This is a genomic window from Shewanella sp. SM73, assembly GCF_025653795.1.
Classification (GTDB): Bacteria; Pseudomonadota; Gammaproteobacteria; order Enterobacterales; family Shewanellaceae; genus Shewanella; species Shewanella oncorhynchi.
This window is the reverse complement of record NZ_JAKKRY010000001.1, coordinates 660,667-675,620: the sequence shown is the minus strand read 5'-3', so window position 1 is coordinate 675,620 and position 14,954 is coordinate 660,667. Positions and strand designations below refer to the sequence as shown.

At 52.1% G+C, this 14,954-nt stretch carries 8 protein-coding genes, 1 tRNA gene and 2 pseudogenes; 8 read left to right on the top strand and 3 right to left on the bottom strand.

Features of this window, described 5'->3' with window-relative positions; all coding sequences use genetic code 11:
- Window position 1: 1 nt before the first annotated feature.
- Window positions 2-1,273: a purine nucleoside transporter PunC gene (punC, locus tag L5M51_RS03000; protein WP_263148311.1), complete on the top strand. Its 1,272-nt coding sequence runs from the start codon at window positions 2-4 to the stop codon at window positions 1,271-1,273.
- A gap of 80 nt (window positions 1,274-1,353) precedes the next feature.
- Window positions 1,354-1,444 (top strand) — tRNA-Ser (locus tag L5M51_RS02995).
- Window positions 1,445-1,636: 192 nt separating this feature from the next.
- On the opposite strand, the gene L5M51_RS02990 is transcribed toward L5M51_RS02995, so the two are convergent.
- The 3 genes and pseudogenes from L5M51_RS02990 to L5M51_RS02980 all read right to left on the bottom strand — a co-directional run.
- The gene (locus L5M51_RS02990) at window positions 1,637-2,200 is read right to left on the bottom strand and encodes a hypothetical protein (protein ID WP_263148313.1); all 564 of its coding nucleotides are present in this window, start codon (window positions 2,198-2,200) and stop codon (window positions 1,637-1,639) included.
- Window positions 2,197-3,798, bottom strand: a complete 1,602-nt coding sequence (locus L5M51_RS02985; protein ID WP_263171531.1) for an MATE family efflux transporter — start codon at window positions 3,796-3,798, stop codon at window positions 2,197-2,199. The genes L5M51_RS02990 and L5M51_RS02985 overlap by 4 nt, the downstream gene beginning before the upstream one ends.
- A 585-nt stretch (window positions 3,799-4,383) precedes the next feature.
- Window positions 4,384-4,658: pseudogene (locus L5M51_RS02980) on the bottom strand (transposase); the annotation flags it as partial.
- 160 nt (window positions 4,659-4,818) lie between these two features.
- Here L5M51_RS02980 and L5M51_RS02975 point away from each other — a divergent pair.
- From L5M51_RS02975 to L5M51_RS02950, 6 genes and pseudogenes are all read left to right on the top strand, one after another.
- Window positions 4,819-5,067 (top strand): heavy-metal-associated domain-containing protein, encoded by a 249-nt coding sequence (locus tag L5M51_RS02975; protein WP_105252492.1) that lies wholly within the window; start codon window positions 4,819-4,821, stop codon window positions 5,065-5,067.
- A gap of 255 nt (window positions 5,068-5,322) precedes the next feature.
- Window positions 5,323-5,541: pseudogene (locus L5M51_RS02970) on the top strand (IS3 family transposase); the annotation flags it as partial.
- Window positions 5,542-6,197: 656 nt separating this feature from the next.
- Window positions 6,198-7,367 (top strand): efflux RND transporter periplasmic adaptor subunit, encoded by a 1,170-nt coding sequence (locus tag L5M51_RS02965; RefSeq protein ID WP_317629919.1) that lies wholly within the window; start codon window positions 6,198-6,200, stop codon window positions 7,365-7,367.
- Entirely contained in the window at window positions 7,364-10,540 is a 3,177-nt protein-coding gene (locus L5M51_RS02960; protein ID WP_263171529.1) for an efflux RND transporter permease subunit, read from the top strand. Before L5M51_RS02965 ends, L5M51_RS02960 begins: the two co-directional genes overlap by 4 nt.
- Window positions 10,537-12,003, top strand: coding sequence for a TolC family protein (locus L5M51_RS02955; protein ID WP_317629918.1), 1,467 nt, complete (start codon window positions 10,537-10,539; stop codon window positions 12,001-12,003). Before L5M51_RS02960 ends, L5M51_RS02955 begins: the two co-directional genes overlap by 4 nt.
- Window positions 12,004-12,079: 76 nt before the next feature.
- Window positions 12,080-14,587, top strand: coding sequence for a heavy metal translocating P-type ATPase (locus tag L5M51_RS02950; RefSeq protein WP_263148321.1), 2,508 nt, complete (start codon window positions 12,080-12,082; stop codon window positions 14,585-14,587).
- Window positions 14,588-14,954: the final 367 nt, after the last annotated feature.

Here is a 14,954-nt window from a genome sequence, read left to right as displayed (position 1 = left end):
TATGAAAACGTCTAGTAACACCTTTGTAAACATAAAGTTCTTTATGTTTCTATTCTATTTAGCCATGTTGAGCATGCTTGGCTTTATTGCCACTGACATGTATTTGCCTGCTTTCAAAGCAATTGAAGGCTCATTTGACAGCACACCATCGCAGGTGGCAATGTCACTGACCTGTTTCCTTGCGGGTCTTGCCTTAGGTCAGCTGCTTTACGGCCCGTTAGTCAATAAAATCGGCAAACGTTGGGCACTGATCTTTGGCCTTGTTTTATTTGCCATTGCTAGCGTGTTTATTGCCAACAGTGATTCTATATTAATGCTCAATACCGCGCGCTTCTTCCAAGCCATTGGCGCCTGTAGTGCAGGGGTTATTTGGCAAGCTATTGTGGTTGAACAATATGATGCCGATAAAGCCCAAGGTATTTTCAGCAACATTATGCCATTGGTCGCATTATCGCCTGCATTAGCACCGATCCTTGGCGCTTATATTCTGAACGAATTAGGCTGGCGTGCAATCTTTATCTCCTTGTGTGTTATCGCATTTCTGCTGGTATTGATGACCTTGTACTTTGTTCCAGGCAAGAGTCAACATAAACACAGTGAACATGCTGCAGTATCTTATGGGCAAATTTTGAAAAACACCCGCTATTTAGGCAACGTCGTGATCTTCGGTGCCTGTTCCGGTGCTTTCTTTGCCTATTTAACTGTGTGGCCGATTGTGATGGAAATGCACGGTTATCAAGCGACTGAAATTGGGTTAAGTTTTATCCCGCAAACCATCATGTTTATTGTCGGTGGTTATGCGAGTAAGTTACTGATAAAACGCATTGGCGGGCATCAAACACTCAATATCTTGTTGTCGGTTTTCGCAGCCTGCGTTATTTCGATCATCATGTTCACGCTGATTTATCCCGCGAGCACGATTTTCCCACTGCTTATTTCGTTCTCGATTTTGGCCGCAGCTAATGGCGCTATTTACCCAATAGTCGTGAACAGCGCGCTACAGCAGTTTAGTCAGAATGCCGCTAAGGCCGCAGGATTACAGAACTTCTTACAGATCAGCATTGCCTTTGGTGCATCAAGCTTAGTCGCTATGTGGGCAAGTCTTGGTGAAGTGGCGATTGGTTGGGGTATCCTATGTTGCGCTATTTTAGTTGTGGTCGGCTATATACTTAAGAGTCAACAAGAGTGGGGCGACTTTGCCAAACATTTCACTAAGCCAGACCCCGCACGGGTAGGCATAATGTCCGATGTGAAGCAAAATCCAGCGGATTGAGTGTAATAGCAACAATTGACGCATAATTGAGAGTTAGTGCTTTACAGTCAACAGACTTACTTATATTATGCGCCTCGTTCGGAGGGGTGGCAGAGTGGTTTAATGCACCGGTCTTGAAAACCGGCGTGGGTTTATAGCCCACCCAGGGTTCAAATCCCTGCTCCTCCGCCATATTTAGTCAAAAAGCCGCTAAGCAATTAGCGGCTTTTTGCATTTTAGCTATTTTAGCCTTGCGTTTCTGATCCGAAACGCAGTGTTTCAGCCATATTTCACAAGCAAAGCCATCAGCAATGATGACTTTGCTTGTATTATTAAACTCTAGATTTCCTCATTCAACATGATGCCTGACAATCTCAGCCATCATTACACTTTGGGGAGTTTGTGTTGGATCATGGCAAGAGCAAAGGAATGCCAATCTGCATTAGCATAGCTGCTCACCAGATCTCGCAGGATAGTCGGTTCGCCAGCATTATCCACTGGTTGAAAAATTATCGGCAAATTCAGCGCATTGCAGTAATCTCGCCGCTCCACCACACAAAACTGCTTCTTGTAGGGGAATAGCAATGTGTCTTCAGCTTGCGCATTAAAATCACGCGCGGCTAAATAGCCAGTAAACCAATGATTGAGTAATGTGTCGCATTGCTTAGTGTGGAATAAGCCTCCCCAATCATCCCCGAGTGTGGCTTGACCCGACAGGACTCGCTGGCAATGATGAAAATCGATAAAACCTAGCTCACGTGTAATCACTTGTTGGCAATGCTTAAGCTGAAGATCTGAATGTGATATGCCCAATTTCGCCATTAAGGTCGCGACTCTTTGCTTGGCTAACGGCTCATCCTGCTGACATGCTTTGAGCAGTTTTTTAGCGCGAACTTTGGTTTCATTTAATGCGATGGCGCTTGAGTCTTTCATCTTGGCTAACTTCATTTTGCATTACCTCCATGACTGACTCGATTTGCTCGCGGCACGTGAATGAAAGGCCAAATATTGATGATCAATAAACTCAAGAGACAAGCTAAAATGTCCGCGATTGGAAAGGCCATCCATAACTCAATCAAAGCGTTTGGCATGATATTAATGTTTAATGCACCTGTGATAAATGAAATATCTGTAAAGGATAGTTGAGGTAACAGAACCAGCAGGGGCAGTAACAAACCATAGATTTTTATCCCAGATAATAGCAATGCAAGCTTAGGGCGATTTGTGCCTTGATACACAGCAATCGCAATACCTGTGATCCCCGCCAAAGGTAAAGCGATAAACGTCACACTCGAAATCTTAATACAAGCGTCAATGAGTGAGGGATCATCGGTGAAAATACCAAAAACCGAGGTAGGAAACTCCATAAATATAATTGTCACTACACTCAGATAACAGCAGGTCAAGACGATTCCCCATTTAGCACACGCTAACACCCGAGAAGATGCCATCGCCCCATAGTTATACGCACTGATCGTTTGCGCTGCGCTGGTAAGTGCCATGAGCGGCAGGGCGATAAAGATATTAAAGCGTCCGATCAAACCATAAGCGCTGATCATGTACGCGACCTCATTCGCGGCTGGCGTATTGGGCGTTACATTGGCTAAATGACTGACTAAAATATGATTTACCGATGAGATCACACAGGCAATCCCAAGATATGATAATAATATTGGGCTACCCAAGCCAAGAATCGCTTTTATCTCAGTGAGGTTGAGCTTTATCTGCTCCATTCTAAAATAAATAGGCTGGGTAGCTTGCTTATGAAGCACCTGTTTACTAGCAAAGCGGTTATTTGGGACAAAATAGACAACAGCGATAAATAGACTCACACACTGGCCCGCCACCGTTGCCCACGCCGCACCACTTACGCCCATCTCCAATACGGCAATAAAGAGTGTATCGAACAGAATGTTCATGACTGCCGACAACAAGATAACCAGCAGCATCATCACGACTTTGCCTTGTGCTCTGAGTAAATCGCCGCTAAGGGATAACAAAAAAGTGAATAGACTAAAACAGAGAATGGGTTGTAGATACTCTGTAGCAGCTAAGGCAAGTGTTGAGCTTACCCCAATAAACGCCAATAAATGATCAAGCTGGGCGAGTGACAAGATAGTCACTATCAGGCCGCAAGCTAGGGCTAACGCAAAACCAGTGTTCGCGATTTGACTCGCCTTATCAAACTCGTTTGCCCCTAAAAATCGGCTTACTAAGGTCGCAGTACCATTTCCTATCATGCAGGCCAAAGCAAAAATCATCATTTGTAACGGGAAGGCAATCGTCACCCCAGCCAATGCATCGGCACCGATGTATTTCAAAATAAAATAAGAGTCGACTAAGTTGTAGCTGCCGCTGAGCATCATGGCCAATGCCATGGGTAATGCAAAGCGCAAATACAAAGTAGGGATAGCTAACGTACCTAAGGACTCAGTTGACTGAGATTTCCTGTGGGAAGACGTTTCGGTGGCCTCCAAGGGTACAATGTCAGAAGGTTCAACATTGATACCGGCGGGTTTGAAAGTGTTAGCGGTTGCATGTTTCACAAACAATTCTCCTAAGTTTATTGGCATTCCGCTAAGCCAAACTTATTTGATTGCTGTGGGTTCGATATGAAATCGATTCGCAACGCTGTTAATTTATCAGAGTGATATCATCTTTTGCGGACAGGCTTCTCTGCAACCTGCCGCGTATTATTCTTACTCATCCGCCCGATGTCAATCATCAGCTTGTCGTATTTGACGGAGGCATTTAACCACTTCCCAGTAGATGAGCGATAAATTAATTACGTCATCCAACAAGCCACTTAAACCACTTTCTGTACCACAAGTTATCGCAAATTCAGTGCCTAGCGATGATATAAGAGTCCGTTGTACAAATACCTTTTAGTTGCGACACAAGCTGTCGCATCTATGCGTATAATATTAAAAAATAACGAATTGAGGTGCACTATGGATGGTCTAGTTATTGAGTCAATCAGCCTACTGACCTTGCTTGAAGTGGGTGATGTTCCATATACCGATCTGATGTTATGTTTCGCAAGCTGCCGTTTGCTGTAGTAAAAAACGTTATTGTTGATTTTACAGCTCGGGGCAGGGGGTTGGCTCGACCTTATTTAACCTGAGATCGGTTTAACTAGCCATAACTGCAATAGCATTAAAATCCCCGTTAGTGAGGTTCAGTTGTGGCTTATTGTCTTTTAATTGATAGGCGATGAGTCCCGCTATCATATTGAGCATAAATCCATGCACGCTGCGGTGTCTGGAGTGCTCTACTTGGGATATATTTTTTTGATGGTTTCTATGATGAAACGTCTCGACAGCATCGCTCTATCCCACAACGACATCGCTTTTGCTTTCATATTCTTACGCACGTTTGTCACCAGTGTGACGCCTTTCTCCAGCAAGTACTGAGTAGCTATCAGATTGCAGCACTGGCGACCCATGCTCACATTATGCCATTTTGGCACAACTGGTACTGGGTAACATCACAGAAAATAAGCCTTGACCTTCTCCCTGTAGCAAGGTGCAGAATTTTAGCTGCCCACTTAGTAAAGGAGATTTACGATGTTAACGTTAAAAATTACCGATATGACCTGCAACCACTGCTTTGGCTTGATCAACCGTGCAATAAAGGAACTGGACGCCGATGCAGTCGTAACAGCAGATCTCACCAGCCGTAGTATCAATGTACAAAGCAGCCAATCGCAAGACGAAATACTCGACGCTCTGGAGGAAATTGGATATCCGGCCAAACCTGAGTCAACCTGTTGCAGTGTAGATAGAAGCAGCAAGTCGCAAAATACCGCCAATTGACAGTGCACCTTAGTGGAGGCTTGAGCTGTGTGCAGTGAAAGTTGCATGTACGGTTCTTAGGAGAGCAGCACCTAAGTAACAGAGGTGCTGTTTATCCGACCCAAACGAGTTATAAATGGTATAATTTAAGGACAGAGTAATTGAATTTGTTTCCAAAAATGTAATATCACCGCCAATATAATGGTCTGACTCTCTATACCATTGCACCTGCTCCGGTCTAATTTTATCTCAGCACTTAATTTTGAGGCAGTATGGGTAGGTGTGTGTTGGGATAATGCCTTCATTGAGCGTTTCTTTGGTAGTTTAAAACACGATTGGATTTTTAATATTGCTCAATCAACAAGAGAGTTTTTGAAGCTAGATGTGACTGCTTAAATGAAATATTAGAACTTGGAGTGACGTCATTTTGCTAATGGTGAACTGTCAACTGTAGAGTTCGAAAATTCTCAATTAAAATTGTCTAATATGGGTTGAACAGTACACTGAACGCTCACAGACAGAAGTAAATCTAATGCAATTAAGGCAATGGCACTCATGCGCTAGCCCTGATCAAACACCTGAGTGATCACCACGAATTTAATCATAGTATCAGCTCCTCTTCATTTTGATTACTGCTCAGTCTGACACTTAAGACCAGAACATCATTTCCTGATTTCAGCCTGTATCTGCTTAGTTCTAAGCTCTAAATTTGCGAGTTTACATTGTCTCATACCCAAGTAGTCGAACAGTAAAACTCGCCAGTGTTTAATGCTGTTTGTTTGGAACTGCATTCAGGCCATTTCTGCTGTCAGCCCTAACATGAATGCAACCCGTCGGCTAAAGCTACAAGCAGTAACAACACTTCCAATCGCTCTCGTTTGTAAGTGCAGTGGTCGTAGCTGCCAAGGTCGTATGTCTGGCTTTTTTGTCGAGGAAGTTTTCTTCTATGTGCATGCCTTAATACTTAGCGATTTTCGTCGCTGATCATGATTTTTTCGTCATCAGAGTTAGACTTCGCTGCGTCTCGCAAGGCCCCCCTTATTAATCAAAAAAAACACTTGACCTTCTAAGCGTAGTAAGCCGGATAAATACAGTAGGAGCTACCTCGGCTCAGCAAAACTAACTGTCGACTGCTATCGAGAAAGGAAAAAATGATGAAGGTCAAACGCATAACCATAACCACTGTGGCGCTAAGCGTTGCACTCGCTATCACAGGATGCAAGGAGGCGATTCCCTCTGCCCGTCCCGCAAAGCCACCAAGCGTTCCGGTGGCCGAAGTGATCGTTCGTCCGGTGACGCCATTTGTCGAACTCACAGGTTCGCTGACCGCGGTCAAGCGGGTTGAGCTGCGCCCGAGGGTTGCTGGCTATATACAGAACGTAAGCCTGCCCGAGGGACGCTTCGTCGAAAAGGGCAGCGAGCTCTTTCTCATTGATCCTCGGGTGTTCCAAGCCGCACTGAACGCCGCGACGGCGCACCTGCGCCAGGCTGAAGCGGCATCGATACTTGCCCAAACGGAATATGCACGAGCCGAACAGCTATTTGCCCAAAAGATCGTTGCTCGTGATCGCTTCGACATCGCAACCGCCTCTATGAATGCAAGCAAAGCACAGGTCGACGCCGCAAAGGCAGCGGTGGATGCCGCACAATTGGATCTGAGTTTCGCACGTGTCACGGCGCCGATCAGTGGACGTGTCGGCCAAGCCCTCGTTACAGAAGGCAACTACGTCTTCAGCGGCGAGACGCCACTCACGACTATTGTTTCTATCGATCCCATCCACGTCTATTTCGATGTAGACGAACGCACTTATTTGCGATCGCTCGCCGCAGGCCGAGACCACACTACCACGCATGGTCCACTGGCGGAAAAGGTCATGGTGGCACTGCTCACCGACAAGACGTATTCGAGGCCAGGCCGTGTCGACTTCCTCTCCAACACCAGCGATCGTGGGACGGGAACAGTGCGTATCCGCGCTGTTGTCAAAAACCCAGATGGGCATTTGACACCCGGTCTTTTTGCCAAGGTCAAACTAGAAACCGGGGCGCCGCAAGCGAGGGTTCTGGTTTCCGATCATTCGATTGGTACCGATCAAGGTAGCCACTATGTGCTCGTTGTCGGCAAAGATGACAAGACGGAATACCGGCCCGTCGAGCTGGGTCCTGTGGTCGAGGGTTTGCGCGTGATCGAACAAGGTCTACAGCCCGGCGAGCACATCGTCGTCAAGGGGCTGGTAGGCCCTGGCATGCAGGTCACGCCACAGTCCGCTGCGATTGACGGTACACCTATTGCGGTGTCACAAACCTCGGGAGCCGTACAATGACATTCCCACGTTTCTTCATCGATCGCCCGATTTTTGCCATCGTCCTTTCAGTTTTGATGGTGCTCGCTGGCATCGTTGCTTTCTTCCAATTGCCGCTCAGCGAGTATCCGACCGTGACGCCGCCGACGGTTCAGGTGACCGCTTCCTACCCGGGCGCCAATCCCAAGGTGATTGCTGAAACGGTAGCCGCGCCACTCGAGCAGGCGATCACCGGGGTCGAGGGCATGCTATACATGTCGTCGCAATCAGCCACTGACGGCCGAATGATCCTGACCGTCACGTTTGCGCAAGGGACGAATGCCGATATGGCACAGATCCAGGTACAAAACCGCGTCTCGCGCGCTCTGCCGCGTTTGCCGGAGGAGGTGCAGCGCCAAGGCGTCGTCACGCAGAAGACTTCGCCGGACATCCTGATGGTGGTTCACCTGTTATCGCCAGACAAACGCTACGACCCTCTCTATATTTCGAACTACGCTTACCTCCAGGTGCGCGATGATCTGTCCCGTATCCCGGGAATCAGCGACGTTCTGGTTTGGGGAGCTGGTGAATATAGTATGCGGCTCTGGCTCGATCCGAGCCTAATCGCCGCACGAGGGCTGACAGCGGGGGATGTGATTGCCGCTGTGCGCGAGCAGAACGTACAGGTAGCAGCTGGCTCCGTCGGTCAGGCTCCCAATTCCAGTGCCGCGTTCCAAGTGACAGTGAACACGCTCGGGCGGTTAACTGATGAGGAGCAGTTCGGCGACATCATCATTCGTACAGGCGGCGACGGCCAGGTGACGCGCTTGCGCGATGTCGCCCGCATTGAGATGGGGGCCGATACCTACGCATTGCGCAGTCTGCTTGACGGTGAACCTGCCGTCGCGCTGCAAATCATCCAGAGTCCGGGCGCTAACGCACTCGACGTTGCGCAGGCGGTGCGTACAAACATGCAGCGGCTTGAAGGCAACTTTCCGGAAGGACTCAGCTCGCGCATCGCGTATGACCCGACGGTGTTTGTTCGTGCCTCGCTGGAGTCGGTGGTAACCACCTTGTTGGAGGCGATTCTTCTTGTCGTTATCGTGGTGGTGCTGTTCCTGCGCAACTGGCGTGCTTCGCTCATTCCCCTTATAGCGGTGCCGGTGTCGCTGATCGGCACCTTTGCCGTCATGCATCTGATGGGCTTCTCACTGAACACGTTGTCGTTGTTTGGCCTGGTGCTTTCAATCGGGATCGTCGTCGATGACGCGATCGTAGTGGTCGAGAATGTCGAACGTCACATCGAAAATGGTGAGGAACCCATTCAGGCCGCACGGCTTGCCATGGACGAAGTCACCGGTCCTATTATCGCGATCACCTCGGTCCTCGCCGCCGTTTTCATTCCGACCGCTTTTCTAAGCGGCTTGCAGGGTGAGTTCTATCGACAGTTTGCGCTCACGATTGCGATTTCAACCATTCTGTCAGCAGTTAATTCACTCACGCTCAGCCCTGCGCTCGCAGGACTCTTGTTGCGCCCGCGCCAGGCGGCAATAGTGCGAGTTCCGCGCAGTTTGCGTGGCCGCGCCGATCAGTTGTTTCGGACACTAGGCCAGCCGTTCCAGCATGCACCTGACGCTTATGGCAACACGGTGCGCAAGGTCGTGCGGATTAGCAGCGTGGCACTTCTGGTTTACACCGGACTCCTTGCGTTGACCTTCTTCGGATTCAAGGCCGTCCCGCCCGGCTTCGTGCCCATGCAGGACAAATATTATCTTGTCGCAATCGCCCAGCTGCCAAACGCCTCGTCACTGGACCGCACCGACGCAGTCGTCAAACAGATGTCGAAGATCGCGCTGACCGAATCAGGTGTCGAAAGCGTCGTTGCGTTTCCCGGCCTTTCTATCAATGGTTTCGTCAACGTGCCAAATGCCGCGGTCATATTCATCATGCTCAACCCGTTTAAAGATCGCACGACACCTGATCTCAGCGCGATGGCGATTGCAGGGCGCTTGCAAGCCCAATTTGCCAGCATCCCCGATGGTTTCCTCGGCGTGTTCCCGCCACCACCGGTGCCTGGCCTTGGCGCGACGGGCGGATTTAAGATGCAGGTCGAGGACCGCAGCGGTGCCGGGCTCGCAGCTCTGGTGCAGCAGACCCAGATCCTGATGACAAAAGCTACCGAGTCGGGCGAGGTGGCTGGGCTTATGACCAGTCTTGACATCAATGCGCCGCAGTTAGATGTCACCATCGATCGCACTCAGGTTATGAGCCAGGGGGTTCGTCTGGCGGATGTGTTCGAGTCGCTTCAGGTCTATCTCGGATCTCTATATATCAACGACTTCAACCGCTTCGGTCGAACCTATAAGGTGACGGCCCAAGCCGATACAGACCACCGCATGCAAGCCGAATCTATCGGCCGCCTGCAGGTGCGCAACGCGGCCGGAGATATGCTGCCGTTGTCCTCCTTTGTCACTGTGACGCCAAGTGCCGGCCCAGACCGCGTGATGCACTACAACGGTTACCCTACGGCCGACATCTCGGGCGGTGCGATGGCTGGCGTCAGCTCGGGGCAGGCTGTTGCGGTCATGGAACGATTAGCCAAGGAGGTTTTGCCTGAAGGCATGAGCTTCGAATGGACTGATCTTACCTACCAGCAAAAACTGGCTGGCGATTCTGCGCTGTTCATTTTCCCATTGTGCGTGCTGCTCGCTTATCTCATCCTCGCCGCGCAATACAACAGCTGGCTGCTGCCCCTTGCGGTTCTGCTGATCGTGCCGATGTGTCTTTTGAGTGCGATTACCGGCGTCTGGCTGGCTGGGGGCGACAACAACGTCTTTGTTCAGATTGGGCTTATCGTGCTCGTCGGTTTGGCGGCCAAAAACGCAATTTTGATCGTCGAGTTTGCACGCAGCCTCGAAGCTGCAGGAACAAGTGCGCTGGAGGCGGTCGTTGAGGCTTGTCGATTGCGGTTGCGGCCTATCGTGATGACCTCATTGGCATTTATTGCTGGCGTCGTACCGTTGATATTGGCAAGCGGTGCTGGGGCCGAAATGCGCCAGGCTATGGGGATTGCGGTCTTCGCAGGTATGCTCGGCGTGACATTGTTCGGATTATTCCTGACACCGGTTTTTTATGTAGTGATACGTGGCTTGGAGGCTCGCTTCGAGCGGTACAGTTCAAGTGCTAAGCCGCACATTGAGGAGAGCATGTCATGAGAAGTCCATACCAAGCAGTTCTGTTACCCCTGAGTGCGCTCATCTTGACTGGATGCACGGCGGTGGGCCCAAACTACTCACTACCTTCATCGCAGTTTCCGACCAGTTTCAGTGAGCCTCCCGCCGGTCTTGGAACAGGGGCAGTTGAGGTGAAGTGGTGGGGCACCTTCGACGATCCAGCTCTGAACATCATGATCCAGCGGGCGCTCGCGGTGAACCATGACATAGGTATCGCTGTCGTTCGGCTCGAAGAGGCAAAGGCCATGTTGGGTGAGAGCCGTCAGGGCTTCCTGCCGAGCGGTGGCGCTGAGCTTGGTTATGAGAACCGTCGCCGGAGTGAGGTCGAGACGCCCCATAGTCAGTCGCGTCAGATAGAAACCTATCGCGGCGCGGTCGACGCTTCCTGGGAAATCGATCTTTTTGGCCGTGTGCGGCGATCGGTGGAAGCCGCTCAGGCGCAAGCAGGCTCCCGCGAGGCTCTGCTGCGTGGTGTGCAGGCGGGGGTCGCTGCTGCGGTGGCTGCCACTTGGTTCGAGCTACGCGGTATCGAGGCCGAACTAGCTGTAGCCGCCGACATCAGCCAAAGCCAGCGCGAAAGCCTGAGCCTGGTCGAACGTCTCGTGCACGCCGGTTCTGCCAGCGAATTCGACCAGCTCCGTGCCGAGGCCTTGTTGCACCATGTCGAGGTGGCCGTGCCAGAATTGGAGCGCCGCCGTGCGGCCTCCAGCAATGCACTGGCCATCCTTCTTGGCGAAACGCCCCAGACGTTTAGACCACCCGCTGTAACGCCTGCGCGTGAAGCGCTTGCTGTTCGAATAATCGCCGTGGGCGATCCCGCAGCACTCCTTTCTCGGCGTGCTGATATTGCGGCGGCTGAACGGACTCTTGCTGCGGCGACCGCTCGGATTGGGTTCGAGACGGCTGGTCTCTACCCCGAGATCCAAGTGCATGGTTCAATCGGGCTTGTTGCTGGAAGTCTCGATGAAGTAAATGGCTCCGGAGTGTTGTCCAGCTTCCTTGGCCCGGTCATTCGCTGGTCTCTTTTCGATACTGGGCGCGTGCGTGCCCGCATCGCCGCCAGCGAGGCACGTACCCAAGAGGCGTTGATCGTCTACGACCAGACCGTGTTGCGCGCACTGCAGGAAACCGAGGATGCCTTCAAAGCCTATGGCGCCGCGGGTAGCACGCTTGAGCTGCGTCTGCTTGAGTCAGCTGCAAATCGCGAGGCGGCTCGTCTTGCCCATGTGCGGTTCTCAGCTGGTGAAGGCATCTACCTTGATGTGCTCGAAGCCGAACGGTCCGACTTTGCAAGCCGGCGTGCGCTGGCAATCGCTCGCACCCACCAACGGCTTGCCGTTGTCAGTATCTACAAGGCGCTGGGTGGCGGTTGGGAGATCTGCGCGCAGGCGGATCAGGACTGCAGTGGCGCCGACGGCATTTCGAACGGACGCGTCGTGAAATAAATCACACATAGGACTTGACCTTCCCATAGCTGGAAGCATTAAGCTTTTTTTAACTCAACATTTAAGGAGTAGTTCAATGGCTTCTGTTTCCTTGCCACAAAACGCCAATCAATCCGTGTCCGCAGGCACTCGTCTGAGCCTGCCTGTCGAAGGCATGACGTGTGCATCATGTGTCGGCCGTGTCGAGCGAGCGTTGAAAGCGGTCCCCGGGGTGCAGACGGCCGTGGTCAATCTCGCTACCGAACGCGCCGACATGACTTTCACCGGCGTAGCCGATCCGCAGGCGGTTGTCCACGCCATTCAGAACGCTGGCTACACCATTCGCGAAGAGACCATCGAGTTGGCGATCGAGGACATGACCTGCGCATCGTGTGTGGGCCGGGTAGAGAAAGCGCTCGTAAAAATTCCGGGCGTGCTCGAAGCCACTGTAAATCTGGCGACCGAGCGCGCGAGGGTGCGCCATTTTGCAGGGGTCGTCTCCACGGCAGATCTTGAAGCCGCTGTCGAACAGGCGGGCTACAAGTCCCGTCGCTTGTCCGCCGAAACGGCGAATGCTAGCGATCAGGACACTGAGCGTCGTGAGAGCGAGGCGCGGGCACTGCGACGTTCTTTCATCACTGCAGCCATCCTCACCTTGCCCGTATTCATCCTTGAGATGGGCTCTCACCTTATTCCCGCCATGCATCATTGGGTGATGGGGGTTCTGGGGCAACAGACCAACTGGTATGTGCAGTTCGTGCTCGCCACCCTGGTCTTGTTCGGTCCTGGTCTGCGCTTCTTCCTAAAAGGGGTACCGGCGTTGCTGCGCGGTGCTCCCGACATGAACTCACTGGTCTCGGTCGGCACCGCGGCGGCTTATGGTTATTCGATCGTCGCAACCTTTGCCCCTGAAGCGCTGCCGCAAGGCACTGCCAACGTCTATTTTGAAGCTGCTGCGGTCATCGTTACCTTGATCCTGCTCGGACGCATGCTGGAGGCGCGCGCCAAGGGGCGAACCTCGCAAGCGATCAAGCGGCTCGTCGGACTTCAGGCTAAGACCGCGCGCGTCCAGCGCAACGGCGAAACGTTTGAAATACCGCTCGATCAGGTGATGACTGGTGACATAGTGTTCGTTCGTCCGGGCGAGAAGATTCCGGTCGACGGCGAAGTCGTCGAAGGTGCCTCTTATGTTGACGAGAGCATGATCACCGGCGAGCCGGTGCCCGTATCTAAAGGGGTGGGAGCCGAAGTTGTCGGCGGCACTATCAACAAGACGGGCGCTTTCAGTTTTTGCGTCACCAAGGTCGGCGCGAATACGGTGCTCGCGCAGATCATTCGTCTGGTCGAGCAAGCGCAGGGGTCAAAGCTGCCGATCCAGGCGCTGGTCGACAAAGTGACCATGTGGTTCGTCCCAGCGGTGATGGCAGCTGCCACGCTGACCTTCCTCGTCTGGCTAATCTTCGGCCCGTCCCCAGCGCTGACCTTTGCGCTAGTTAATGCGGTCGCGGTTCTTATTATCGCTTGTCCGTGCGCTATGGGACTGGCCACGCCGACCTCAATCATGGTTGGCACCGGCCGTGCGGCCGAGCTCGGCGTACTCTTTCGTAAGGGCGAAGCCTTGCAGGCGTTGCGCGATGTGAGCGTTATCGCGCTCGACAAAACCGGCACGCTGACCAAAGGACGCCCCGAGCTGACCGATCTCGTGCCTGCCGAAGGATTTGAATACAAAGAAGTTATTGCTCTTGTTGCGGCAGTCGAGACCCGCTCCGAGCACCCGATTGCCGAATCGATCGTCACAGCCGCAAAGCAGTTGAACCTCACCCTTGCACCTATCGAGAGCTTCGACGCAACACCGGGCTTCGGCGTGTCGGCCAAGGTCGCAGGTCGTACCGTCGCCGTTGGTGCGGATCGGTTTATGACGCAGCTCGGTCTGGATGTGTCGAGCTTGCAGTCCACCGCCCTGCGTCTCGGCGAGCAAGGCAAGAGCCCACTTTATGCCGCGATCGACGGCCGCTTGGCAGCGGTGATTGCAGTCGCAGATCCAATCAAAGAAACAACGCCCGAAGCAATCAAGGCGCTGCACGTGCTCGGACTGAAAGTAGCGATGATCACTGGCGACAATGCGGCGACCGCTGCGGCGATTGCCGAGCAGCTTGGCATAGATGAAGTCTTAGCCGAGGTCCTCCCCGATGGTAAAGTCGAGGCGCTGAAGAAGTTCCGGAACAATGGCGCGCGAGTCGCCTTCGTGGGAGACGGTATCAACGACGCACCAGCACTCGCCGAAGCTGATGTTGGGCTCGCTATCGGCACGGGAACCGATGTAGCGATAGAAGCTGCTGACGTGGTGCTAATGTCGGGCGACTTGCGTGGCGTGACGAATGCGATCGCGCTTAGTCAGGCCACGATCCGTAACATTAAGCAGAATCTTTTCTGGGCCTTCGCCTACAACGCCGTGTTGATACCGGTTGCGGCGGGTGCACTCTACCCGTTGAATGGCACCTTGCTTTCGCCAATTTTCGCAGCGGCCGCAATGGCACTTTCCAGTATATTTGTGCTCGGCAACGCGCTCCGACTCAAGCGCTTCAGGGCTCCGATGATGGTTTAAACCCACACCAAGTCATTGGCTTTTGGGGTGGTAGCACAAAAGTCACGCTTGATAGACGAATATTGTTGAAGGAGTAACACAACATGTTTTCACCAAATATGCCCTTGGATCACCTCAAGGACGATTATAGCGACGCCCGAGAACATCTCTTTGCCACTGCAAGAGTCGTCACACCTGAGGGTGTGGCGGGACTATATGCATTTGATCACCACATTAGCTCTGAGCAATCTTCAGATGGAATATAGACAACATGAATGCGATCTGAATACCTGTATGCCGACGTGTTCTTTACGCCCAGAGAAATATCTGTGCGCAGGTAAACCTCAGTTTTTGAGCGTATTTGATTAATTTACTAGAAGGAGATAAT

Coding starts and splice junctions, on each gene's coding strand:
- L5M51_RS02955 (WP_317629918.1), top strand. CDS start 10,537: ATGAGAAGTCCATACCAAGCAGTTCTGTTACCCCTGAGTGCGCTCATC.
- L5M51_RS02965 (WP_317629919.1), top strand. CDS start 6,198: ATGATGAAGGTCAAACGCATAACCATAACCACTGTGGCGCTAAGCGTT.
- punC (WP_263148311.1), top strand. CDS start 2: ATGAAAACGTCTAGTAACACCTTTGTAAACATAAAGTTCTTTATGTTT.
- L5M51_RS02990 (WP_263148313.1), bottom strand. CDS start 2,200: ATGAAGTTAGCCAAGATGAAAGACTCAAGCGCCATCGCATTAAATGAA.
- L5M51_RS02975 (WP_105252492.1), top strand. CDS start 4,819: ATGTTAACGTTAAAAATTACCGATATGACCTGCAACCACTGCTTTGGC.
- L5M51_RS02950 (WP_263148321.1), top strand. CDS start 12,080: ATGGCTTCTGTTTCCTTGCCACAAAACGCCAATCAATCCGTGTCCGCA.
- L5M51_RS02960 (WP_263171529.1), top strand. CDS start 7,364: ATGACATTCCCACGTTTCTTCATCGATCGCCCGATTTTTGCCATCGTC.